Origin of the sequence: Pseudomonas sp. PA1(2017) (assembly GCF_001945375.1) — a bacterium.
Classification (GTDB): domain Bacteria; phylum Pseudomonadota; class Gammaproteobacteria; order Pseudomonadales; family Pseudomonadaceae; genus Aquipseudomonas.
In genome coordinates this window covers 1,313,720-1,336,650 of record NZ_MSXU01000009.1, presented here as the reverse complement: position 1 = coordinate 1,336,650, position 22,931 = coordinate 1,313,720, and the positions used below count along the sequence as shown (strand labels likewise).

General features: G+C 64.7%; 27 protein-coding genes. 22 read left to right on the top strand and 5 right to left on the bottom strand.

The window, feature by feature from the left end; genetic code table 11:
- The first annotated feature begins 1 nt into the window (after position 1).
- The 11 genes from cbiB to BVH01_RS13015 all read left to right on the top strand — a co-directional run bounded on the left by cbiB (position 2) and on the right by BVH01_RS13015 (position 8,931).
- Positions 2–910, top strand: a complete 909-nt coding sequence (cbiB, locus tag BVH01_RS13060; protein ID WP_075930709.1) for an adenosylcobinamide-phosphate synthase CbiB — start codon at positions 2–4, stop codon at positions 908–910.
- A complete protein-coding gene (gene cobD / locus BVH01_RS13055; protein ID WP_075930708.1) occupies positions 903–1,895 on the top strand; it encodes a threonine-phosphate decarboxylase CobD in 993 nt (330 codons plus the stop codon). The genes cbiB and cobD overlap by 8 nt, the downstream gene beginning before the upstream one ends.
- Positions 1,892–3,376: a cobyric acid synthase gene (locus BVH01_RS13050; RefSeq protein ID WP_075930707.1), complete on the top strand. Its 1,485-nt coding sequence runs from the start codon at positions 1,892–1,894 to the stop codon at positions 3,374–3,376. The genes cobD and BVH01_RS13050 overlap by 4 nt, the downstream gene beginning before the upstream one ends.
- On the top strand, positions 3,377–3,898 hold the full coding sequence (gene cobU, locus BVH01_RS13045; protein WP_075930706.1) for a bifunctional adenosylcobinamide kinase/adenosylcobinamide-phosphate guanylyltransferase: 522 nt from the start codon (positions 3,377–3,379) through the stop codon (positions 3,896–3,898). It abuts the gene before it with no gap.
- Positions 3,895–4,950: a nicotinate-nucleotide--dimethylbenzimidazole phosphoribosyltransferase gene (gene cobT / locus BVH01_RS13040; RefSeq protein WP_075930705.1), complete on the top strand. Its 1,056-nt coding sequence runs from the start codon at positions 3,895–3,897 to the stop codon at positions 4,948–4,950. Before cobU ends, cobT begins: the two co-directional genes overlap by 4 nt.
- Positions 4,947–5,513, top strand: coding sequence for an alpha-ribazole phosphatase (cobC, locus tag BVH01_RS13035; RefSeq protein WP_075930704.1), 567 nt, complete (start codon positions 4,947–4,949; stop codon positions 5,511–5,513). Before cobT ends, cobC begins: the two co-directional genes overlap by 4 nt.
- Positions 5,510–6,238, top strand: coding sequence for an adenosylcobinamide-GDP ribazoletransferase (locus BVH01_RS13030; protein ID WP_075930703.1), 729 nt, complete (start codon positions 5,510–5,512; stop codon positions 6,236–6,238). Before cobC ends, BVH01_RS13030 begins: the two co-directional genes overlap by 4 nt.
- 330 nt (positions 6,239–6,568) lie before the next feature.
- Positions 6,569–6,973 (top strand): MarR family winged helix-turn-helix transcriptional regulator, encoded by a 405-nt coding sequence (locus BVH01_RS13025; protein ID WP_075930702.1) that lies wholly within the window; start codon positions 6,569–6,571, stop codon positions 6,971–6,973.
- A gap of 58 nt (positions 6,974–7,031) precedes the next feature.
- On the top strand, positions 7,032–8,234 hold the full coding sequence (locus BVH01_RS13020; protein ID WP_075930701.1) for an MFS transporter: 1,203 nt from the start codon (positions 7,032–7,034) through the stop codon (positions 8,232–8,234).
- The gene (locus tag BVH01_RS24995) at positions 8,231–8,353 is read left to right on the top strand and encodes a hypothetical protein (RefSeq protein WP_256562758.1); all 123 of its coding nucleotides are present in this window, start codon (positions 8,231–8,233) and stop codon (positions 8,351–8,353) included. Before BVH01_RS13020 ends, BVH01_RS24995 begins: the two co-directional genes overlap by 4 nt.
- 20 nt (positions 8,354–8,373) lie before the next feature.
- A complete protein-coding gene (locus BVH01_RS13015; RefSeq protein WP_075930700.1) occupies positions 8,374–8,931 on the top strand; it encodes a glutathione peroxidase in 558 nt (185 codons plus the stop codon).
- 95 nt (positions 8,932–9,026) lie between these two features.
- On the opposite strand, the gene BVH01_RS13010 is transcribed toward BVH01_RS13015, so the two are convergent.
- Complete coding sequence (locus BVH01_RS13010; protein ID WP_083659467.1) at positions 9,027–10,328, bottom strand: OmpP1/FadL family transporter; 1,302 nt, start codon at positions 10,326–10,328, stop codon at positions 9,027–9,029.
- Positions 10,329–10,488: 160 nt separating this feature from the next.
- Entirely contained in the window at positions 10,489–10,968 is a 480-nt protein-coding gene (locus tag BVH01_RS13005) for a hypothetical protein (protein ID WP_075930698.1), read from the bottom strand.
- A 540-nt stretch (positions 10,969–11,508) separates the two neighbouring features.
- Here BVH01_RS13005 and dapA point away from each other — a divergent pair.
- The 8 genes from dapA (at position 11,509) to BVH01_RS12965 (ending at position 18,045) form a co-directional block, all read left to right on the top strand.
- Positions 11,509–12,363: a 4-hydroxy-tetrahydrodipicolinate synthase gene (gene dapA, locus BVH01_RS13000; RefSeq protein ID WP_075930697.1), complete on the top strand. Its 855-nt coding sequence runs from the start codon at positions 11,509–11,511 to the stop codon at positions 12,361–12,363.
- Positions 12,364–12,419: 56 nt separating this feature from the next.
- Positions 12,420–13,553, top strand: coding sequence for a ribonuclease D (gene rnd / locus BVH01_RS12995; protein WP_075930696.1), 1,134 nt, complete (start codon positions 12,420–12,422; stop codon positions 13,551–13,553).
- Positions 13,550–13,843, top strand: a complete 294-nt coding sequence (locus tag BVH01_RS12990) for a YcgL domain-containing protein (RefSeq protein WP_075930695.1) — start codon at positions 13,550–13,552, stop codon at positions 13,841–13,843. Before rnd ends, BVH01_RS12990 begins: the two co-directional genes overlap by 4 nt.
- A 15-nt stretch (positions 13,844–13,858) precedes the next feature.
- Complete coding sequence (locus tag BVH01_RS12985; protein ID WP_075930694.1) at positions 13,859–14,788, top strand: D-2-hydroxyacid dehydrogenase; 930 nt, start codon at positions 13,859–13,861, stop codon at positions 14,786–14,788.
- Between the two features lie 83 nt (positions 14,789–14,871).
- Positions 14,872–15,321, top strand: a complete 450-nt coding sequence (locus tag BVH01_RS12980; protein ID WP_075930693.1) for a YcgN family cysteine cluster protein — start codon at positions 14,872–14,874, stop codon at positions 15,319–15,321.
- A gap of 105 nt (positions 15,322–15,426) precedes the next feature.
- Complete coding sequence (locus tag BVH01_RS12975; RefSeq protein ID WP_075930692.1) at positions 15,427–16,653, top strand: hypothetical protein; 1,227 nt, start codon at positions 15,427–15,429, stop codon at positions 16,651–16,653.
- Positions 16,654–16,732: 79 nt separating this feature from the next.
- Complete coding sequence (locus BVH01_RS12970; protein ID WP_075930691.1) at positions 16,733–17,365, top strand: LysE family translocator; 633 nt, start codon at positions 16,733–16,735, stop codon at positions 17,363–17,365.
- Between the two features lie 215 nt (positions 17,366–17,580).
- Complete coding sequence (locus tag BVH01_RS12965) at positions 17,581–18,045, top strand: hypothetical protein (RefSeq protein WP_075930690.1); 465 nt, start codon at positions 17,581–17,583, stop codon at positions 18,043–18,045.
- Between the two features lie 55 nt (positions 18,046–18,100).
- On the opposite strand, the gene BVH01_RS12960 is transcribed toward BVH01_RS12965, so the two are convergent.
- Together BVH01_RS12960 and BVH01_RS12955 are read right to left on the bottom strand one after the other, a co-directional pair.
- Positions 18,101–18,568, bottom strand: coding sequence for an RNA methyltransferase (locus BVH01_RS12960; RefSeq protein ID WP_075930689.1), 468 nt, complete (start codon positions 18,566–18,568; stop codon positions 18,101–18,103).
- A gap of 57 nt (positions 18,569–18,625) precedes the next feature.
- Positions 18,626–18,994: a YajD family HNH nuclease gene (locus tag BVH01_RS12955; protein WP_075930688.1), complete on the bottom strand. Its 369-nt coding sequence runs from the start codon at positions 18,992–18,994 to the stop codon at positions 18,626–18,628.
- A gap of 120 nt (positions 18,995–19,114) precedes the next feature.
- Here BVH01_RS12955 and BVH01_RS12950 point away from each other — a divergent pair, with 120 nt between their 5' ends.
- Positions 19,115–19,378: a hypothetical protein gene (locus tag BVH01_RS12950; RefSeq protein WP_075930687.1), complete on the top strand. Its 264-nt coding sequence runs from the start codon at positions 19,115–19,117 to the stop codon at positions 19,376–19,378.
- Positions 19,379–19,407: 29 nt separating this feature from the next.
- Here BVH01_RS12950 and BVH01_RS12945 read toward each other — a convergent pair whose 3' ends face one another.
- Complete coding sequence (locus BVH01_RS12945) at positions 19,408–21,447, bottom strand: S9 family peptidase (protein ID WP_075930686.1); 2,040 nt, start codon at positions 21,445–21,447, stop codon at positions 19,408–19,410.
- A 188-nt stretch (positions 21,448–21,635) separates the two neighbouring features.
- Between BVH01_RS12945 and BVH01_RS12940 the strand changes: the two genes are divergently transcribed.
- The gene (locus tag BVH01_RS12940; RefSeq protein WP_075930685.1) at positions 21,636–22,109 is read left to right on the top strand and encodes an MFS transporter; all 474 of its coding nucleotides are present in this window, start codon (positions 21,636–21,638) and stop codon (positions 22,107–22,109) included.
- A gap of 24 nt (positions 22,110–22,133) precedes the next feature.
- Entirely contained in the window at positions 22,134–22,910 is a 777-nt protein-coding gene (locus tag BVH01_RS12935) for a class II glutamine amidotransferase (RefSeq protein WP_075930684.1), read from the top strand.
- Positions 22,911–22,931 lie beyond the last annotated feature (21 nt).

The window sequence follows — 22,931 nt, the reverse complement described above, 5'->3', positions numbered from 1 at the left end:
CATGAGCCTGATCCTCAGCGCTGTCGCGGGCGTGGCTATGGATGCCGCCCTCGGCGAGCCGAAGCGCTGGCACCCGCTGGTGGGTTTCGGCAAGCTGGCCAACCGCCTGGAGCAGCGCTTCAACCCATCCGGTGGTGGCTGGCGCAGCCATGGCGTGAGCGCCTGGTGCCTGGCGGTGCTGCCGTTGACGCTGCTTACCGTGCTGCTGGTGCAACTGCCGTGGATCGGCTGGCTGGTGCAGATCGTCGTCCTCTACGCCGCCCTGGGGCTGCGCAGCCTCGATCAGCATGCCCAGCCGGTGGCCCAGGCGCTGCGCCTGGGTGATCTGCCGGTGGCGCGCCAGCGAGTGGGCTACATGGTCAGCCGACGTACCGAGGACCTGGACGCCACTGGCGTGGCCCGTGCGGGTACCGAGTCGGTGCTGGAGAACGGCAGCGATGCGGTGTTCGCCGCGCTGTTCTGGTTTCTCGTCGCCGGGGCGCCGGGTGTGGTGCTGTACCGCCTGAGCAACACCCTGGACGCCATGTGGGGCTACCGCAACGAGCGCTTCGAGCGCTTCGGCTGGGCCGCCGCGAAGATCGATGATCTGCTCAATTACGTGCCGGCCCGGCTGGTGGCGCTGACCTATGCCGTACTGGGTCACAGCGCCCTGGCGATGCGTTGCTGGCAGCGCCAGGCACCACGATGGGACAGCCCCAACGCCGGGCCGGTGATGGCAGCGGGAGCGGGTGCGCTGGGCGTCAGCCTCGGCGGCGCGGCGGTCTATCACGGTGAGCTGCACCAGCGCCCCGAGCTGGGCGAAGGCCCGCCGCCACGGGCGCGGGATATCGAGCGGGCGATGAACCTGGTGTGGGGCGGCGTGCTGCTCTGGTTGCTGCTGATGCTGATCGTGGAGGTGTGCATTGCTTGAGCACGGCGGGCGGTTGCGCAAGGCGGCGCTTCGCTATGGTATTGCGCTGGGCGACTGGCTGGACCTTTCGACCGGCGTGGCGCCATACGGCCTGCCGCTTCCGGAAATTCCCGCGCAAGCCTGGAACCGCCTGCCGGAGCAGGACGACGGTCTGGAAGCCGCCGCCTGCGCCTATTACGGCGCTGCCGACCTGCTGCCAGTGGCCGGCTCCCAGGCGGCGATCCAGTGCCTGCCGCGGCTGCGCCGCGAGGCACGGGTCGGCATCGTCTCGCCGGCCTACGCCGAGCACGCGGCGGCCTGGCAGCGTGAAGGGCATCGGGTGCTGGAGATCAGCGAGGCCGGCGTCAATCGCGCCCTGGAACGGATCGACGTGCTCTTGCTGGTCAACCCCAACAACCCTACCGGGCGGCGGTTTTCCCCCGAGCAGCTGTATGCCTGGCATGCGCGTCTGGCCGAGCGGGGCGGCTGGCTGATCGTCGACGAAGCCTTTGTCGACTGCATCCCGGAGCAAAGCCTGGCGGTCCATGCGCAATTGTCAGGGCTGATCGTGCTGCGCTCGTTCGGCAAGTTCTTCGGCATGGCCGGTGCCCGGCTGGGCTTCGTGCTGGCCGAGCGCACGCTGCTCGATGAGCTGGAAGAAATGCTCGGGCCCTGGACGATCAGCGGCCCGACCCGCTGGCTGGCGACCCGGATGCTCGAAGACAAGGCTGCTCAGCAAGCCCAGCGCCAGCGCCTGAGTAATGATGGCCAGCGCCTGGCCAGCCTGCTGCGTGAGCATGGTCTGGCGCCCACCGGTGGCTGTGCGCTGTTCCAGTGGATCGCCAGCGAGCACGCTGCGCTGCTGCATGAATTCCTCGCCTGCAATGGCATCTTCACTCGCCTGTTCGAGCGCCCGGCCAGCATTCGTTTCGGCCTGCCGCCCGATGAAGCCGGTTGGCAGCGCCTGGCCGCGGCGCTAAAGGTCTTTGCCGAGGAGGCACGATGAGTCATCTGCAAGCCGGCGCCACCCTGATGGTGCAGGGCACCACCTCGGATGCGGGCAAGAGCACCCTGGTGACCGCTCTGTGCCGCTGGTTGCAGCGCCAGGGCATCAGCGTGGCGCCGTTCAAACCGCAGAACATGGCGCTCAACAGCGCGGTGACCGCCGACGGTGGCGAGATCGGTCGGGCCCAGGCGGTGCAGGCCCAGGCCTGTGGCCTGCCGGCGCACACCGACATGAACCCGGTGCTGCTCAAGCCCAACAGCGACACCGGCGCCCAGGTGATCATCCATGGCCAGGCCGTCGGCAACATGAATGCCGTGGCCTATCACGACTACAAGCGCGTCGCCCGTGAAGCGGTGCTGGCGTCTCACGCTCGCCTGCGGGCGAACCACCAGGTGGTGATGGTCGAGGGCGCCGGCTCGCCGGCCGAGATCAACCTGCGCGCCAACGATATCGCCAACATGGGCTTCGCCGAAGCGGTCGACTGCCCGGTGATCCTGATCGCCGATATCGACAAGGGCGGCGTCTTCGCGCATCTGGTCGGCACGCTGGAGCTGCTTTCGCCGAGTGAGCAGGCGCGCCTCAAGGGCTTCGTGATCAACCGGTTTCGCGGTGATATCGCCTTGCTCAAACCGGGGCTGGACTGGCTCGAGCAGCGCACCGGCAAACCGGTGTTGGGCGTGTTGCCGTACCTGATGGATTTCCATCTGGAGGCCGAGGACGCCATCGACCGGCGTCAGGTGAGCAAGGCCGATCAGGTGCTCAAGGTAGTGGTACCGGTGCTGCCGCGGATCAGCAACCACACCGATTTCGATCCGCTGCGCCTGCACCCACAGGTGGAGCTGACCTTCGTCGGCCCCGGCGAAGCCATTCCGCCGGCCGACCTGATCATCCTGCCCGGTTCCAAGAGCGTACGCGCCGACCTCGCCTTCCTGCGCAGCGGCGGCTGGGCGGCGGCCATCGACCGGCACCTGCGCTACGACGGCAAGTTGCTGGGCATTTGTGGCGGCTTGCAGATGCTCGGGCGCCGGGTCGAGGACCCGCAAGGGCTGGAAGGGCCGGCGGGTGGAAGCGACGGTTTCGGCCTGCTGCAGATCGATACCGTGCTGGAACCGCACAAACAGCTGCGCAACGTCAGTGGCCGGCTGTGCCTGAACGATGCCGCCATCAGCGGCTACGAAATCCATGCCGGGGTGACGTCCGGCGCCGGCCTGCAGCGCGCCGCCGTGAGGCTCGACGATGGCCGCAGCGACGGCGCTTCGAGCGAAGATGGCCAGGTCATGGGCACCTATTTGCATGGGCTGTTCGAGTCCTCGGCGGCGTGCAGCGCATTGCTGCGTTGGGCCGGGCTGCGTGACGTGCAGACCGTGGATTACCACGCGCTGCGCGAGCGCGACATCGAGCGCCTCGCCGATCTGGTCGAAAACCATCTGGATAAAGCCGCCTTGCGTGCGCTCTGCGGTCTGGACGAGGAGGCGTGCTAGATGCGTGAGCTGATTCTGGGTGGCGCCCGCTCGGGCAAGAGCCGCCTGGCAGAGCGCCTGGCCGCCGAGTCCGGGCTGGAGGTCGTCTATGTTGCCACCAGCCAGCCGCTCGACGGCGAGATGAACAGCCGCATCCGTTCGCACCGTGACCGCCGCCCGGTCGAGTGGGGGCTGGTCGAGGAGCCTTTGGCGCTGGCGCGAGTGCTCGAAGAACAGGCTTCGCCAGGGCGTTGCCTGCTGGTCGACTGCCTGACCCTTTGGCTGACCAACCTGCTGATGCTGGAGGACGAAGCACGCCTGAGCTGCGAGTGCGACGCACTGCTGGCGGGCCTGCAAGCCTTACCCGGTCGGGTGATTCTGGTCAGCAACGAAACCGGCCTCGGCGTGGTGCCGATGGGCGAGCTGACCCGCCGTTACGTGGATGCCGCCGGTTTGCTGCACCAGGCCGTTGCCGAGCGCTGCGAGCGCGTGGTGTTTACCGTGGCCGGCTTGCCGATGATTCTCAAGGGAGACCCGTTATGACCCTCGACTGGTGGCTCAACCCCACGCAGCCGCTGGACCCGGTGGCGCGCGACAAGGCCGCGGCTCGCCAGGCCCAACTGACCAAACCGGCCGGCTCGCTTGGTGAGCTGGAGCGCCTGGCGGTGCACCTGGCGGCGCTACAGGGCCGTGAGCGGCCGCTGATCGACAAGGTGTGGATCGCCATTTTTGCCGGCGACCACGGCGTGGTGGCCGAGGGCGTCTCTGCCTATCCGCAGGCGGTGACCGGGCAGATGCTGCGCAACTTCGTTGCCGGCGGCGCGGCGATCAGCGTGTTGGCCCGTCAGTTGGGCGCTGCCCTGGAAGTGACCGATCTGGGCACTGCCGAGCCGCTCGAACCGTTGCCGGGCGTGCGTCATCTGCAAGTCGGCGCGGGTACCGCCAACCTGATGCGCGAGGCGGCGATGACCCCGGCTCAGGCGTTGATCGCCATGCAGGCCGGGCGCGACAGCGTGAGTCGGGCTGCCGAACAGCGCCATGAGCTGTTCATCGGCGGCGAAATGGGCATCGGCAATACCACCGCCGCCACAGCGCTGGCCTGCCTGCTGCTCGATTGCCCGGTCGGCGAGCTGGTAGGGCCGGGCACCGGCCTGGCGGCGGCCGGCGTTGCCCACAAGGCGCAGGTGATCGAAACGGCCCTGAAGCTGCACCAGGGCGCCGCCGATCAGCCCATCGAGGCCCTGCGGCGCCTCGGCGGCTTCGAGATCGCCGCGCTGACCGGCGCCTACCTGGCCTGCGCCCAGCAGGGCGTGGTGGCGCTGGTCGATGGTTTCATCTGCAGCGTCGCGGCCTTGCTGGCAGTGCGCCTGAACCCGGCCTGCCGCGACTGGCTGCTGTTCTCCCACCAGAGCGCCGAGCCCGGACATCAGCGCCTGCTCGCCGCGCTGCAGGCCACGCCGATCGTCAGCCTGGGGCTGCGCTTGGGCGAGGGCAGCGGGGCGGCGCTGGTGGTGCCGATGCTGCGCCTGGCCTGTGCGCTGCATAACGGCATGGCCACCTTCGCCGAAGCAGCGGTTGCGGATCGCCCGGCTTGATCCTGCATCTGCTGCGCCACGGCGAAACCGAGCAGGGTGGCGGCCTGCGTGGCAGCCTCGACGATGCCCTGACCGAGGCAGGCTGGGCGCAGTTGCGCGCGGCCGTGCAGGCTGATGAGCACTGGGATGCGCTGGTCAGCTCGCCGCTGCAGCGCTGTGCGCGTTTTGCCGAAGAGCTGGCGGCTGCCCGCGGCTTGCCGCTGCAATTGGAGCCGGGTCTGCAGGAACTGCATTTCGGTGAATGGGAAGGGCGCACGGCCGCGCAACTGATGGAAACCGATGCGGATGATCTTGGCCGCTTCTGGGCCGATCCCTATGCGTTCACGCCACCGGGCGGCGAGTCACTGCCGGCTTTTGAAACGCGGGTATTGGATGCGCTGCAACGATTACACCCCGAGTATCGTGAACGACAACTGCTGGTGGTCACCCATGGCGGCGTGATGCGCCTGTTGCTGGCCAGGGCGCGGGGCTTACCGCGCGAGCAACTGCTGCAGGTCAGCGTGGCCCACGGCCAGCGCGTGCACCTGCAGTTCGATGGGCACGGGTTGCGGGAGCTACCATGACGCCATTGTGGATCGCCCTGCAATTTCTCACCCGTTTGCCGGTGCGCCTGGCGGGCATGCCCACGCCGCAGCAGATGGGCCGTTCGCTGCTGTTCTACCCAGTGGTAGGCGTGGTGATCGGTGGGTTTTTGATCGTTTCCGCTCATCTTCTCGACGGTGCGCCGGTGCCATTGCAGGCGGCCTTGTTGCTGACTCTGTGGGTGGGCCTGACCGGTGCCTTGCACCTCGATGGCCTGGCCGACAGCGCCGATGCCTGGATGGGCGGTTTCGGTGATCGCGAGCGTACCCTGGCGATCATGAAGGATCCGCGTAGCGGCCCGATCGCCGTAGTGGTGCTGGCATTGCTGCTGCTGCTCAAGTTCACCGCCTTGCTGGCGCTGCTCGAACAGGGTGATCACCTCGTATTGCTGCTGGCGCCGGTGCTGGGGCGAGGGGCGCTTCTGGCACTGTTTCTCTGCACGGCCTACGTGCGGCCCGGTGGGCTCGGCGATGCACTGAAGACTCATCTGCCGCGCTCCAGCGCCACGGTCGTGCTGGCTATGACCGCGTTGCTTGGCCTGCTGCTCGGCGGTTTCTGGGTGATGGTGGCGGTAGCGGGCGTCTTTCTCTGGCTGCGCCGGATGATGCTGCAGCGCCTGGGCGGCACGACCGGCGATACGGCGGGTGCGTTGCTGGAAGTGATCGAGTGCACGGTGCTGCTCGCTGCGGCGCTGCAGGTCAGCTAAGAGCCTGTGCATGATCTTCCGGCCCAGGTCCGCCGATTTTGGCAGCTAAGTGGGGCGGAAACGGCCGTTATCCGATCCATTGTGGGAGCCGCGACCTCGCGGCGATTCGCTCAGGCACCGCCGAAATAGGCAGTCAGACTGCAATCGTTTCGCCCCGAGGTCGGGGCTCCCACAGGCTGGTTTGAGTCTCTGCTCCTGCCGTGTAGTTACCGCTTCAGCGCATAAAGATCGTGAACAGGATTTGAGCTCGAAAGACACCGTGTTCGGCTTTCGCCCGATTCGGCAGCACATAGCTTGTTAAAGCCAAATTACGGGTATATACCTATATCCATGTTGCCGACCGAATGCCTGTGCACTCGCTTGCGTCGCGCCAGTCGTGGCGTCAGCAAGCTGTATGACGACGCCCTGAGCGGTGTCGGGCTGAGCGTTGCCCAGTATTCTCTGCTGCGCCACCTGCAACGGCTCGATCAGCCGAGCATCACTGATCTGGCCGATGCGGTGGGCCTGGAACGCAGCACGCTGGGTCGCAACCTCAGGCTGCTCGAAGGGCGCAGCCTGGTGGCCCTGGCGGACGGCGCCGATCAGCGCAATCGCCTGGTGAGCCTGACTATAAGAGGCGAGAAGCTACTCGCCGAGGCGCTGGATGCCTGGCAGGGTGTGCAGCTCGAACTCAAGCACCGGCTACAACCTCATCATCTGCAAGCGCTGGACGAACTGCTCGCCAGCCTGGATTGACGGGGCAGGGCGGCGCCACTGCCGTTTTCCGTTTCGACCTACAACAAAAGGAAATGCAATGAATTCGGTTTGGCGCACCAGCGTCTGGATCATGTTGGGGGCTTCGTTGATCCTCGCCCTGTCCCTTGGCGTCCGTCACGGCTTCGGCCTGTTCCTGTCGCCGATGAGCGCGGATTTCGGCTGGGGGCGTGGCGTGTTCGCTTTCGCCATCGCCTTGCAGAACCTGATCTGGGGCATCGCACAGCCGTTTACCGGCGCCCTGGCCGACCGTTTCGGTGCGCAGCGGGCGATCATCGTTGGCGGCGTGCTCTATGCAGCGGGTCTGGTGCTGATGGGCTTGGCGGACTCGCCCCTGTCGTTGTCGCTGAGCGCCGGGCTGCTGATCGGCATCGGTCTGTCGGGCACTTCGTTCTCGGTGATTCTCGGCGTCGTCGGTCGGGCCGTGCCGGTGGAGAAGCGCAGCATGGCCATGGGCATCGCCGCGGCGGCCGGCTCCTTCGGCCAGTTCGCCATGTTGCCGGGCACCCTGGGGCTGATCGGCTGGCTGGGTTGGTCGGCTGCGTTGATTGCCTTGGGCATGATGGTGGCGTTGATCGTGCCGTTGGCGCTGATGATCAAGGATCGCCCGCAGGTCAGCCAGGGGCCCCAGCAGACCCTGGGCGAGGCGCTGCGCGAGGCCTGCAGCCATTCCGGTTTCTGGCTATTGGCGCTGGGCTTTTTCGTCTGTGGCTTCCAGGTGGTGTTCATCGGCGTGCACCTGCCGGCTTATCTGGTCGACCAGCATCTGCCGGCCATCGTCGGCACCACGGTGCTGGCGCTCGTGGGGCTGTTCAACGTGTTCGGCACCTACATTGCCGGCTGGCTGGGCGGGCGCCGCTCCAAGCCGCGGCTGCTCAGCGCGCTCTACCTGGCCCGCGGTGTGGTCATCACGCTGTTCATCACGGTACCGCTTAGCGTATGGACGGCCTACGCCTTCGGCATCGCCATGGGGCTGCTGTGGCTGTCCACGGTGCCGCTGACCAATGGCACCGTGGCGACCCTGTTCGGCGTGCGCAACCTGTCGATGCTCGGCGGTATCGTGTTTCTGTTCCACCAGCTGGGTTCGTTCATGGGCGGCTGGCTCGGCGGTTACCTCTACGACCACACGGGCAGCTATGATCTGGTCTGGCAGATCTCCATTCTGCTCAGCGTGCTTGCCGCCGCGCTCAACTGGCCGGTTCGCGAGCAACCCGTAGCGCGTCTGCAAGGAGCCCAGGCATGACCTTCAAGCCCGCCTTCGCCCTGGCAGCGCTGGCTGTATTCGCGGTGCTCGCGCTGGTTTTCTGGGCCTGGCGCTCGAGCGGGCTGGCGATCATGCAACTGGGCATGAACCTGTGCTGAGACCGACAAGGAAACCTTCCATGCGATTGTCACTGTTTGCCGTACCGCTGGCCTTGCTGGCGTTGAGCGGCCAGCTCCAGGCTGCCGAATGCCCGGCTTTACTGGCGGATCAGGGCGAGCTGCCAAAGCTGCGCTCCAAGGACAAGATCGACCTGTGCGAGCAGTTCGCCGGCAAACCGCTGATGGTGGTCAATACCGCGAGCTTCTGCGGCTTCACCTCGCAGTTCGAGGGGCTGGAGGCGCTCAACAAGCGCTATCGCGAGCAGGGGCTGGAGATTCTTGGCGTGCCGTCCGACTCGTTCAGGCAGGAGTCCGACGATGCCGAGGAAACGGCCAAGGTCTGCTACGTGAACTACGGTGTGACCTTCACCATGAGCGAGACTCAGCCCGTCACCGGTGACAAGGCCATTCCACTGTTCAAGGAGCTGTCCCGGCAAACGGCCGCGCCGCGCTGGAATTTCTTCAAGTACGTGGTCGATCGCCAGGGGCAGGTGATCGCGCGGTTTTCCAGCATGACCAAACCGGATGATCCGGAGTTGATCGCGGCCATCGAGAAGGCGATCGCTTCGGCACCTTGAGGCCTGTTAAGGCATAAAAAATCGCGGCAAAGGCCGCGGTTTTATTGTGAGCGGAGAAGGCTCGACCACATTACAGCGGCCGAGCCTGGTATCCGTCAGAAGCGGTAGGTCAGAGAAGCGCCCAGACCATGGGCACTGTTCTTGTAGGTGGCGTTGTAGCTGCCGCGAGCCGGGCTCGCGCGGTTGACCTCGACTTCTTCTTCCTTGAGGTAGGAATAGGCCAGGTCGATGGTCATGTCGTCGGTCGGGCTCCAGCCGGCGCCCAGGCTGAAGATCGTCCGGTCGCCGGACGGGATACGCGGCGAACGGTCAGTGTTGTTGGTCGGCGTCTGGTCGATGGCGATACCGGTGCGCAGCACCCACTGCGGGTTGACCTTGTAGGACAGACCGACGGCGTGAGCCCAGGTATCGTGCCATTCCTGTTCTTCGACGATGGTACCGAGCGAGCCGGCGAATGCACCGCCTACGCCTTCGTTCTCGATGCGCAATTCCTTGAAGCGGCTCCAGCGCGTCCACGTGCTGCCTGCGTACAGCGTCCAGGCGTCATTCAGCTCATGGGTGAAGGACATGTCCACCGATTCTGGAGTCGTCACATCGAGCGAAGCGTCGTATTTGCCAGCTGAGGTGCCGATTGCGGCACCGGGGCCGGATACACGGGTGTCGCCTTCCAGTTCGTACTTGACCCGCGAGCGATAGGTCACGCCAACACGGGTTTGCGGGGTAAATTCGTAGAGCACGCCGGCGTTGAAGCCGACCGCGGTATCGTCACCCTTGATCTTGACCTTGCCGTCATTGGCACCGGCCGGGCCGAACGGATTGGTCAGCGAGGAGCTCAGCTCACCCTCGATGTGGTTGAACGTCGGACCGAACCCCACCGACAGCTTGTCGTTGAAGCGATAGCTCAGGGTCGGTTGTACGGTGATGACGCGCACATAGCTCTTGTCGGCAAAGTAGCGGCCCTGGAAGCCGTTTTCATATTCGGTGGCCAAGCCGAACGGGGCATAGACGCCAATACCGAATGCGACCTTTTCATCCAGTGGTTTGACGTAGTAGCCCATGGGTACGCCAGTGGTGGGGACCATGTCGCCATCGTTACTACCGCCGTTCGCGCCGCCGCCGCCCGCCGCCGGTGCGGTGGTACTGCTGGTGTTGCTGATACGGCTCTTGGCATGAATGGCTGCGACGCCGAAATTGACCTGTTCGCGCTGGATGCGCGCCATGCCAGCCGGGTTACCGAATACCGTACTGGCGTCCTCCGCTGAAGAGGAGCGACCGGCGAACGACATGCCCATGCCGGCGACGCTTTGCTCGTTGAGCGCGAAGCCGGCGGCCAGGCCGTAGGTGGAGGTGGATGCGATGGCGATTGCCAGACCGGTTCTTAGGATTGTTTTACTCACGGGGTGCTCCATGGCAGGGTCGGGGAACTCTCGCTTGCTGACTAAGCGGCAATTCGGAAAGTTCAGGGTAAACACGATCCTTCGAGGTTGATGCTGTCCGTGAAACGCAGGATATAGAGCCTTTCGTGACTTGGCACCTGTGACTCTGCAGTCAGTTTTTTCAGGCGACGGCTGCCAGTTCCAGGACGCAGCGTTGCCAGGCGCGGACGAATTCGCCGGGTTGACGACAAGGTGCGAAGACCTGTTGCCAGATCAGCGCCTGGGCGCCGAGATCATCCGCGGCGGGCAGCTCCTTGTACCGCTGTTCGACAAGCAGCCAGGCGATGGCCGTGGCGTAGCGCAGGTTGACGGTAAGCTCGAAATGCGGCGCGCCTAAAAATGCGTGCTGGCTGGCCAGGCCGCGAACCCGGCTGGCCAGGTCAGGGCTGCTGGCCAGGTGGTTGTCCCAAAGATGTTGGTGGTGAAACGCCGAGATTCGGTACAGGCCGTAGCCGTTGTGGTTGTCCAGTTCGGCGCCCAGTGACGACTGACACGCGGCGATGCCCAGCAGAAGGGCTTCGGCAGCGACGGACTGACTGTTCAGATACAGCAAGGTTGGGCGGATGACGTGTTGGTTCAGGTCACTGGCGGCGATTCCCATACGAGCCTCTACAAAGAGATAACCGGTGGGGGAGGGCGCGGGTAGCAGAGCGATGGCTGCCAGAGGCGTCGTTGTTCAGGGTCGATGACCGATAAGTCCCACCAGGAGCGGTGCTTAGCTGCTCAACTTGAAGTGTAGTGGGATATTTACGCTGTAAAAGGCTGTTTTTAAATCGTTTAAGGATTTAGCTCAGTCTGCATATATCCAATTGGAACTGCCAGCCCTCCCGACGCTGCTTCGCATCGAGATTGACACCGCCGCGTCGGGTTCGGCAGTATCGGGTTCTAATCGCCTTGCCGAGCGTCCCATGTTCGCCACCTCGTTGCCCACGCCTGCTACCCATAGCCTCGTCGCTATGGCTCAGTGCGTGTGCCTGGGCGCTAGCAAGTCGAAGAAACAGTCGCTCATTTGACCGGGGCGCGCTGTCCCGTCAGATGGGCTGACAGGACAGAGGCGCTGAGTCGAAGCATCCCTTCGCTACACTCCCTTCCCGCACTCCATCGACGGTGACCAGACGGTCTACACCGAGGAGTTGCAAGCATGTCTACATTTTCCGGTATCTGGGTTGCGTTGGTAACGCCGTTTCGCGGCGGGCAGGTGGACCTGCCTTCATTGCGATCCCTGGCGGCGCATTTGATCGAAAGTGGTGCGGCCGGGCTGGTGGTCTGCGGCACCAGCGGCGAGGCAGCGGCCCTGGATGAGCAGGAGCAGTTGGCGGTGCTGGATGCCGTGCTCGAGGTGGTACCGGCCAGCCGCGTGGTGATGGGCCTTGCCGGCAACAACCAGGCGGCGGTGCTGGCCCGCCTGCAGCGAATTCAGCGTCGCCCACTGGCCGGCATTCTGGTACCGGCGCCGTACTACATAAGACCGTCGCAAGACGGCTTGCAGGCGTTCTTCCTGGCTGTCGCCGAGGCCTCGCGACTGCCCATCATCCTCTATGACATTCCCTATCGCAGCGCTGTGACCCTGGAACTGCAGACCCTGCGGCAACTGGCCCGACACCCGCGCATCGTCGCGATCAAGGATTGCGGCGGTGACGTGCGCAAGACCCAGGCACTGATCGCCGATGGCCAGCTCGACGTGCTCACCGGCGAAGACGAGCAGATCTTCGCCACCCTGTGCCTGGGCGGCAGCGGCGCCATTTCCGCAGCCGCGCACCTGCGTACCGCCGACTTCGCCAGGGTGGTCAGCCTGCTGCGCAAGGGCGACCTGCTTGCCGGGCGTGCGCTGTTTCGTGAGCTGTTGCCGTGGATACGCCTGGCCTTCAGCGAGCCCAACCCCGCGCCGGTCAAGGCCGCGTTGGCGCTGCAGGGCATGATCGCCGATGAATTGCGCGAACCCATGCTGCGCGTTTCCGATGGCTTGCGCGCGCAGTTGCGCAATGAGTTGCCATGAGCGCACGGCAGGGGCTCACGGGATATACTGCGCGGCAATCTTTACGGGAGAGCCGCGTGACCATCGAAATTGTCTGGATTCGAGACGACGCCAGCCTGGCAGCGCAGTGCGCTGTCTGGCGCAAACAGCCCTTCGTGGCGCTGGACACCGAGTTCATGCGTGTCGATACCTTCTACCCGATCGCCGGTCTGCTGCAGGTCAGCGAGGGCGAGCGTGCCTACCTGATCGACCCCTTGCTGATCGGCGACTGGGCACCGTTCGCCGCGCTGCTCGAAGACCCGCAGGTGATCAAGGTTGTGCACGCCTGCAGCGAGGATCTGGAGGTATTCCTGCGCCTGACCGGCAGCCTGCCGGCACCGCTTTTCGACTCGCAACTGGCCGCCGGCTACCTCAACCTCGGCTTCTCCATGGGCTATTCGCGCCTGGTGCAGGCGGTGCTGGAGATCGAGCTGCCCAAGGGCGAGACCCGCTCCGACTGGTTGCAGCGCCCGTTGTCCGAGACCCAGGTCAGCTACGCCGCCGAAGACGTCGTGCACCTGGCCGAACTCTATCGCCGCCTGCAGGCCAGGCTGTCCGCCGAGAAGAACGCCTGGGTGCTCGAGGACGGCGCTGAGCTGGCCGCCGGCTTGCGCCGCGAGACCTCGCCCGAGGACGCCTACCGCGAAGCCAAGCTGGCCTGGAAGCTGTCCCGCGCGCAACTGGCCGTACTGCGTTCGCTGTGTGCCTGGCGTGAACGTCAGGCGCGGGCGCGCAATCAGCCGCGCAATCGTATCCTGCGCGAGCATTCGCTATGGCCGCTGGCGCGCCATCAACCGAACGATCTGGTCAGCCTGGCACGCATCGAGGACATGCACCCGAAAACCGTGCGCCAGGATGGCGAGACCATCCTGCAATTGATTCGCGAGGCAGCGGCATTGCCACCTGCCGAGTGGCCGCCGGCAATGCCCGAGCCGTTGCCGATCGAAGCCTCGGGGCTGCTCAAGAAGTTACGCGCGATCGGCCAGCGTGAAGGCGAGCGCCTGGAAATCGTCCCCGAACTGATGCTGCGCAAGAAGACCCTCGAGGCGCTGCTCAAGAGCGGCTACCCGAACGGCCCCTACCGCCTGCCCGACAGCCTGCGCGGCTGGCGTCGTGAATTGATGGGCCAGGCGCTGCTCGACTGCCTGGCCGATGAAGGAGAAGCTGCTTGAAACGTATCTGCTCGATCTACCGCAGCCCGCGCAAGCACGAGATGTACCTCTACGTGCTGCGTGCCGACGCGCTGAGCCGGGTGCCCGAGCCTCTGCTCAATGCCTTCGGCGCCCCGGTGCATGCTTTCGACATGGTGCTCACGCCCGAGCGCGCCCTGGCGCGCGAGGACATCACCAAGGTGCTGGAGAACCTCGACAATCAGGGCTATCACCTGCAGATGCCGCCGCCGGAAGAGGATTACATCCAGCATCTTCCCGAGGAATTGCTGCGCCGTAACGATCCGGTCTGACGGGAGAGCGATGCCATGCGCGTACTGATCGCCGAGCAGGATCACGCCGAGTACCAGCGGTTGCTGCAGCAGGCCGCGCCACAGCTCGAACTCGTCGTGGGCGAGGACGCGGCGCTGGCCGAGCAGGCCGCCCGTTGCCCGGTCTGGCTGGGCGAGCCCGACCTGTTCGCCAGCGTGCTGCGCGCCGGCCACAAGCCGGCCTGGCTGCAGTCGACCTGGGCGGGCATTACACCGCTGCTGGCGGACGACCTGCCCCGCGATTATCGGCTGACTCGAGCGGTCGGCGTGTTCGGGCAGATCATGGCCGAGTACGTGCTGTGCCATATGCTCGCCCATGAGCGCGAGCTGGTCGCTCGCCAGCAGGCGCAGCGCGAACAATGCTGGGATGGCCGTCTGCCGGGCAGCCTGGCGGGGCGCCGGGTGCTGATCGTCGGCACCGGTGAGATCGGCGCGGCGGTCGCCCGCTTCCTGCAGCCGTTCAACGTCGAGCTGAGTGGCGTGGCCAGCAGCCCGCGAACCCTGGTGCCGTTCAGCGAAGTGGCTGCGCTCGAGGAATTGCCGCGGCTGGTGGCCCAGGCCGATTACGTCGTCAACCTGCTACCCAATACGCCCGCGACCCGCGATATCTATGACGCCGCCTTGTTGGCTCGCTTCAAGCCCACGGCGGTGCTGATCAACGCTGGGCGTGGCACGTCAGTGGTCGATGAGGATCTGGTCGCCGCGCTGGCTGCTGGCCAACTGGCCGCGGCGGTGATCGATGTCTGCCGCGAAGAACCGTTGCCGGCCGGCCATTCGTTCTGGAATGCGCGCAACCTCACGCTGACCGGGCACAGCGCAGCGCCGACCTTGCCGCACCTGCTGGTCGAGCTGTTCCTGGCCAATCTGCAGCGTTATCAGGCCGGCGCCGAGTTGCACGGTCTGGTGGATTTCGCTCGCGGCTATTGAGCGCGCCATCGCGCGCGGCTTGTACTGTGCGGTCGGCAGACCTAGACTGCCGGCCTTTTCGTATCCTCCCTGCAAGCTCGACCATGGCCGCACCTGCGTATCCCTTCTGGCAACACAAGACCCTCGAGCAGCTCGACCACCAGGAGTGGGAGTCGCTGTGCGACGGCTGCGGCCTGTGCTGCCTGCAGAAGCTGGAGGATGAGGACGACGGCGCAGTGTATTACACGCGCATCGCCTGTAAGCTGCTCGATCTGCAGACCTGCCGCTGCAGCGACTACCCGAATCGCAAGGCCTTCGTGCCCGACTGTATCCAGCTCACTCCGGCCCAGGCCGATCAGTTCCAGTGGCTGCCGCCGACCTGCGGCTACAGGCTGGTCAGCGAGGGCAAGGATCTGCCGTCCTGGCATCACCTGGTATGCGGCGACCCCGACGCCGTGCACCGCGAGCGCATTTCCCAGGCCGGGCGCATGCTCAGTGAAAACGCCGTGGCCGAGGATGATTGGGAAGATCACCTGATCTTTCGCGCCGGCTGAGTGTCTGTGATGAGCCGTTAAGGCTCGTTTAAGCGCGCTGGTGTTTGATGACGCCGTTACGCATAGTCTTGTGACGTATCGCTTGTCCGTTCTGGAGTCCTCCATATGTCGATTCGCTGCCTGCTGCTGTCCGTTGTTCTGTTGAGTACCGGCACACCCTTGTGGGCCGCCGAGAAGGTCGATCTGGATTACAAGGTCAAATTCCTGCCGCAGAGCGACGAGGCAGAAGTGAGCATCACCCTGGAAAAGGGTGAGCGTGTGCGCGGGCTGAATTTCAACCTCGGCGACGAGGGTTATTACAGCGACTTCAAGGCCGATGGCGAGTGGAAACCCGAAGGCGATAACCGCGGCCTGTGGGTACCCGGCAAGGGCAAGAGCACCCTGAGCTACAAGGTGCGTATCGATCACCCGCGCGGGGAAGGCCGCTTCGATGCGCGCATGACCGAGGACTGGGCACTGCTGCGCGGTGACGATTTGATTCCCAGCGCGGTACTCAATCAGGTCGACGGCATCGATCTGGTCGCGCGCCTGGAGTTCGACTTGCCCAAGGGCTGGCGCAGCGTCGAGACCGGCTGGCCGCGGGTCGGCAAGAACAAGTTTCGCATCGACAACCCGCAGCGCAAGTTCGACCGGCCCACTGGCTGGATTCTGGCTGGCAAGATCGGCACCCGCCGCGCCAAGCTCGGCGAAACCCAGGTGACCATCGCTGCGCCGGTGGGCGAGGGCATGCGCCGGATGGATGCGCTGACTCTGCTGACCTTCGTCTGGCCGGAAATGCAGGCAGTGTTCCCGCGCGATCCCGCCAAGCTGCTGGTGGTTGGCGCCGGTGACCCGATGTGGCGCGGTGGCCTGTCGGCGCCCAATTCCTATTTCATGCATGCCGACCGCCCGTTGGTCAGCGAGAACGGTACAAGTTCCCTGGTGCACGAACTGGTGCATGTGTTCAGCCGCATCAGCGACACCGACAAGAGCGACTGGATCAGCGAAGGCATCGCCGAGTACTACGCCATCGAGGTGATGCGTCGCGCTGGTGGCCTGAGCGAAGACCGTTACCAGAAGGTTCGCGAGCATTTGATCAAGTGGAGCAAGCCGGTCAAGTCGCTGCGTACCGAGAACTCCACTGGGCCGGTCACCGCCCGTGCGGTGTTGTTGCTGCAGGAACTCGATCGCGAGATTCGCCAGGCCACCAAGGACGGCCAGCAACGCTCTCTGGATGACGTGGCCCGTGGCCTGATGCGCATGGACAAGGCCAGCACCAAGGATTTCATCGAGATCACCGAGAACGTCATGGGTCGCAGCTCCAAAGTGCTCGATACACGCCTGCTGCGCTGACCCCGCAAGCACCTGCGCGGCGCTTGCGCAGGGGGCGTCGCGCTCCTAAGCTCGCGGAAATTCTCCGCGAGTACCCTCCATGTTTGGTATCGAACACTTCGCCCTGTTTCTCACCGCCACCCTGGCGCTCAACCTGACGCCAGGCCCTGACATGATCTATATCGCGTCGCGCTCCAGTGCCCAGGGCACCACAGCGGGCCTGGTATCCAGCCTTGGGATCGGTGCGGGTTGCCTGGTTCACGTGCTGGCCGCGGCGTTCGGCTTGTCCGCCCTGCTGATGATGTCGGCGGTGGCGTTCAGCGTGGTCAAGTGGGTCGGCGTGGTCTATCTGATCTGGCTCGGCCTGCAGCTGATCCGTTCCGGCTGGCGGGCACAGGAGCGCGTGAACCTGCCGCCGGCGGGGCTGCGCCAGGTGTTCGTGCAAGGCGTGCTGGTCAATGTGTTCAACCCCAAGGTGGCGTTGTTCTTCATTGCCTTTCTCCCACAGTTCGCGCACCCGGCTTCCGAGGCTTTCGTCTGGGAAGTGCTGCTGCTGGGGCTGGTCTTCAGCCTCTGCGGTACCCTGATAAACGCCGGGGTAGCGGTGCTGAGCGGGCACTTCGGTGGTCGGCTTGGCCACAACCCGAAATGGCGGCGCTGGCAGCAGAGCCTGTCGGGCAGCGTGATCATGGCAATGGGCGTCGGCCTCGCGTTTAGTGAGCGAAAGGCTTGATCTATCGACTTTATAGATAATTTATTATCGAAGTGAAAACGCCCGGCTCGGTATCGAAATGGACCGGGCTTTTTGTTTGCAGGGCCCGTCGTTGCTGGCTTTAGGTGAGATATCAATGGAGTCGATCTTTACTATTCTCGGGATCGAGTTTTTCATCAAATTTTCTTGAGTAACATGAGCTCCATACCCACTTACTTCCTCCCAAGGAGCTCATCATGAAAACTGAATTCATCGCCAGCCTGTTCATCGCCACCCTTGCCAGCGCCGCATTCGCTCTGCCGCAAGGCCCGGTGGAAGCCACTGCCTCGCACTCGATCAGCACCCAGAAAGTGGCTGAAGACGGTTACAAGCGTACCGGTGACAAGATCGCCGAGAGTGGCTTCGAGCGTGTCGGCGGCAAGCTGGTCGCCGAAGATGGCTACAAGCGCACTGGCGGCAAGATCGCCGAGAGCGGTTACGAGCGTGTCGGTGGCAAGCTGGTCGCCGAAGACGGCTACAAGCGCACTGGCGGCAAGATCGCCGAGAGCGGTTACGAGCATGTCGGTGGCAAACTGGTGGCCGAAGATGGCTACAAGCGTACCGGTGGCAAGATCGCCGAGAGTGGTTACGAGCGCGTTGGCGGCAAACTGGTTGCCGAAGATGGTTACAGCCGTACCGGTGGCAAGGTCGAAATGTCCTGATCTGTCAGCCTCGAAACGAAGCCCGGCATCGTCCGGGCTTTATTTTGCCTGGGATTCAGTACTTGGCGCCGGTGCGGGTGTTGTTGCCTTTGGCGAGGCGGTCATAGAGCACGACGTTGACCGTGGCCGCCAGATTCATGCAGCCCTCGGTGGGGATGTAGACCACTTCCTCGCACCAGTCGCGGATGCTTTTGTCGAGTGAGCCGTCTTCGGGGCCGAAGATGTAAAAGGCGCGATCCGGGTGGGTATAGCTGGGCAGGGGCCGTGCGCCATCGACCAGTTCCACGGCGACCGGTGTGCAGCCCAGGGGGATGACCTTCTGCAGGTCGTCGATACCGATCAGGGGAATATCCAGGTGCACGCGCTTGGTGTCGGTGACGAAGTCGCGGGCGCGCTCGTAGCGTTTACCGGTGTAGAACACCGAGGCCACGCCATAGCAGCCGGCGGCGCGCATCACGGCGCCGACGTTCTCCGGCGATTTGGGGTTGTAGAGACCGATGCAGCTGTATCGTTTGTTGCCCACGGATCAGGCCTCGAGAAAAGGGCCGGCATTATACGTTCTGTGGACTTCGTGCGCTGCTCAGGACTTTTTCTGCAGCAGCTCGGCCAGGTTGGCGAACGCCTTGTGGGTGGTCTTGGGGCCGGTCTGGCTGGCCGTGGAGCCTTCGCTGAAATACTGCTGATCGGTGTAGCGCGCGTGTTCGTTGTCGTGACAGAACAGACACAGCAGTTCCCAGTTGGAACCGTCCTGGGGATTGTTGTCGTGGTTGTGGTCGCGATGGTGCACGGTCAGTTCGCTCAGGCGCTTGCCGGAAAATTCGCGAGCGCAGCGACCACAGACGTGCGGATACATGCGCAGGGCCTTGTCCCGGTAGCCTTCTTCACGGCTGCGTTGGGCCTCGGCAAGGATGCGGTCGAGTTTGGAGGTAGGCGTGGAAGGGCTGCTCATGATCGTTCCTTGCTGGTGGACCCAGGCAGTATATAGGCAGGGCCGCGGAATCAGTCTGCACTTTCCGTCGGCATGCGCTGCCCAACGCAGCACGTCCCATTGCCTCTTGGAGTACAGAGCATGCGCACACCCTCACTCGTGCTGATCAGCCTGCTGTCGCTGGCCGGTACCGCCCACGCCCAGCAGCAACAGTCGGCGCCGACCGAGCCCACCGGCGCCGCCCAGACGCCGCAGGTGCCGGACCCGTCCAAGGTCGACCCCGACACCCCGCCAGTGATCCGTGACGGGCGTGACAACGATGAATCCACCAAAGAGGCCGACGATGCCTCCGAGCATCAGCAGGAGCTGACGCCCGAGCAGCCGGGCGAGCAGATTCCGGACTGATCCCCTGCGTTGCCTGCGCCGGCAGCCGGTTAGCGGCCTGCCGCGCGCAGGCCGAGCACCTTGAACACGAAGGCATATTCCAGCGCCACATCGCGGATCGCCTGGTAACGACCGCTCATGCCGCCATGGCCAGCGCCCAGGTCGGTCTTGAGCAGCAGCAGGTTGTCATCGGTCTTCAGTTCACGCAGCCGCGCCACCCATTTGGCGGCCTCCCAATACTGCACCCGACTGTCGTTGTAACCGGCCACCGCCAGGATCGCCGGATATCGTTGCGCCTGCACGTTCTCGTAAGGCGCATAGCCCTTGATCCGCGCGTGCACCTCCGGCTGGTTGGGGTCACCCCATTCGTCGTATTCGGTGACCGTCAGCGGCAGCTCCGGGTTGAGCATGGTGTTGAGCACGTCGACGAACGGCACCTCGGCGATGGCCGCGGCGAACAGTTCCGGTCGTTGGTTGAGTGTCGCGCCGATCAGCAGGCCGCCGGCGCTGCCGCCGCTGATGGCCAGTTGCGACGGGCTGGTGAAGCCCTGGGCGATCAGGTGTTCGGCGCAGGCGATGAAGTCGCTGAAGCTGTTCTGCTTATGGGCGAGTTTGCCCGCGCGGTACCAGGCCTCGCCCAGCTCGCCGCCACCGCGTACATGGGCGATGGCGAACACCACACCGCGATCGAGCAGGCTCAGCCGTGCGTGGGAAAACCAGGGGTCGAGGCTTTCGCCGTAAGCGCCATAGCCATACAGATAAAGCGGCGCCGCCTGGCCCAGGGCATCACGGCGCGCCACCAGGCTGATCGGCACCTGGGTGCCATCCGGCGCGGTCGCCCACAGGCGTTGGCTGAGGTAGTCATCGGCAGCGAAGTCGCCGAGCACGGGGGTTTCCTTTAGCACCTGCTGGGTGCCATTGGCCAGGTTCAGCTCACGGACTTGCGCCGGGCGATTGAGCGCCTCGTAGCGCAGGCGGATCACCGGGCTGGTGAACTCCAGGTTGTCCTGTACGTACAGGCTGTAAGCCGCATCCGGCAGGCTGACGCGGTAGCCGGCTATGCCTTGCGGACGCACGTCGATCACCGGCAAGCCGCCCTCGCGTAGGCTGAGCACCAGCGCCGACTCTGCCAGGCTGACGCCTTCGAGCATCACCTGCTCGTTGTGTGCCACCAGTTCCTGCCAATCGGGCCGTGTGGGCTGCTCGGGCGTTGCGCTGTACAGCGCGAAGTTGATGCCGCTCTGGTTGCTGCGAATCAGCCAGGCCCACTGGCCGTCCAGTTTGCCGTGGTCGGCGTAGTACTCGTGGCCTTCCTCGCGCGGGGCCAGGCACTGAAAGGCCTGGTCGGGGGTATTTGCGTCCAGTATCCAGGATTCCGTGGTGGTCTTGCTGCCCAGCAGCAGCACCAACTGGCGTTCGGAACTGCTGCGATAACAACTGAGGAAGAAGCGCTCGTCGGCTTCATGAAAAACCTGGGTGCTACGCCCATCGCCGAGGCGAAAGCGATGCAGGGTGGCGGGGCGGTGCGTATCGTCCAGCTCGCCGTAGAACAGGGTCTGGCTATCGTTGGCCCAGGTCATGCTGCCGTCGCAGTTTTCGAATGGCAGCTCGGTGACAGCGCCGCTGGCGAGCTCCTTGACGAACAGTCGATAGATCTCGTCGCCGCTGGTGTCCAGGCTGTAGGCCAGGCGCTGCTGATCGGGGCTGATGCTGAAAGCACCAAGGGACAGAAAGCCACCGGCGGCAATCTCGTTGGGATCCAGCAACAATTGCTCGGCGTTCTCGTCTAGGTTCAGGCTGCCATCGATCGGGCGAGGGCAGCGATAGTGGCGGGGATACTCGTCGCCGGCGGTGGTGCGCTGGTAGTAGAGGTAGTCGCCCCAGGGCGTGGGCAACGACAGGTCGGTCTCGCGGATGCGCGCCTTGATTTCCTGGAACAGCTGCTCGCGCAGCGGCAGGTCGTCCAGCTGGCTTTCCAGGTAGGCGTTCTCGGCACGCAGATGCTCGAGCACCTCGTCGCTGTCACGCGCTTCCAGCCAGTGGTAAGGGTCGGCGCCAGCGGCCTTGCGGGCGATAGGGGCGGTGGTCATGGGCGTCTCCAGAGCATGGGGCAGCCAGCGGGTGGACTTCGAAAAGCGTTGGTGTGCGCTCGTTTAGAAGTGCCCCGAAGGCGCCTAACCGGGTAAAAGCCGTTATCATAAGCGCCTTTGTCGTCCGGCAAGCGCGCAAATGCGCATTCGTCCGCACGAGCCCAGACAAGCCAGGGAACACCGCCCGCATGATTGAGAACGACTACTTCCTCGCCTGGGGCGCCTATGCGATAGCCGCGCTGGGCTGCCTGCTGGTGTGGTTCAGGATTACCCGCTGGATGTGGCGCTACCTGCGTGAGCCGCTGCGGGTGCTTGTGGCGATCCTGCTGTTCTGCCCGACCATCGTCGACCCGGCCAAGGAGCTGTTCGCCCCGGCCGTGGCAATCGTCGCTCTCGACCTGCTGTTCAAGGTCGGCAGTAATGCCTGGCGCGCGGTGGCGGATCTGGCCATGTACGGGATGATCGCGTTCGCCGTCTATCTGGTGTTCGTGGCCATTCGCTGGCCGTTCCTGAGCCGCGCCAAGGCGCGCAAGGCGGCGCGTGAAGAGCAGCAGAGCGAGGACAGCGACCTGACCCTGCGTGAACGCCTGCAACAGGAACAGGAGCCGACTTATTCGGCGCCCCGCAGCAATCGCGGCACGCGCGTCGAACCGCGTCTGTAAGCCCGATCAATCGAGAACCAGGCCATGTGTGAATTGCTCGGCATGAGCGCCAACGTCCCCACCGATATCGTCTTCAGCTTTACCGGGCTGATGCAGCGGGGCGGGCGTACCGGGCCGCATCGCGATGGCTGGGGTATCGGCTTCTATGAAGGGCGTGGCCTGCGCCTGTTCCAGGATCCACGGGCGAGCAGCGAGTCAGAGGTGGCGCAACTGGTGCAGCGCTATCCGATCAAGAGCGAGGTGGTGATCGGCCATATCCGCCAGGCTAATGTCGGCCGCGTGTGTCTGGCTAACACCCATCCTTTCGTACGCGAGCTGTGGGGACGCAACTGGTGCTTCGCCCATAACGGCCAGTTGGCCGACTTCCGCCCGGCCCTGAGCTTCTACCGTGCAGTGGGCGACACCGACAGCGAGTCGGCCTTCTGCGACTTGCTCAACCGCATTCGTACCGCCTTCCCGGAAGCCGTGCCGGTCGAGGTGCTGTTGCCTGAACTTGTCGCGGCCTGCGCGGCCTATCGACAGCATGGCGTGTTCAACTGCCTGCTCAGCGACGGCGACTGGTTGTTCAGCTTCTGCTCCACCAAGCTGGCGCACATCACCCGGCGTGCACCCTTCGGGCCTGCGCACCTGCGTGACGCCGACATGAGCGTGGATTTTCATGCCGAAACCACGCCCGACGACGTGGTTTCGGTGCTGGCCACCGAGCCGCTGACCGACAACGAGCAGTGGTCGCTGTACCAGCCGGGCGAATGGCGCCTGTGGCGCGGCGGCGAATGCATCGCCCAGGGCCTGAGCAACTGACTGACGTCCCGCGTGGCGGGG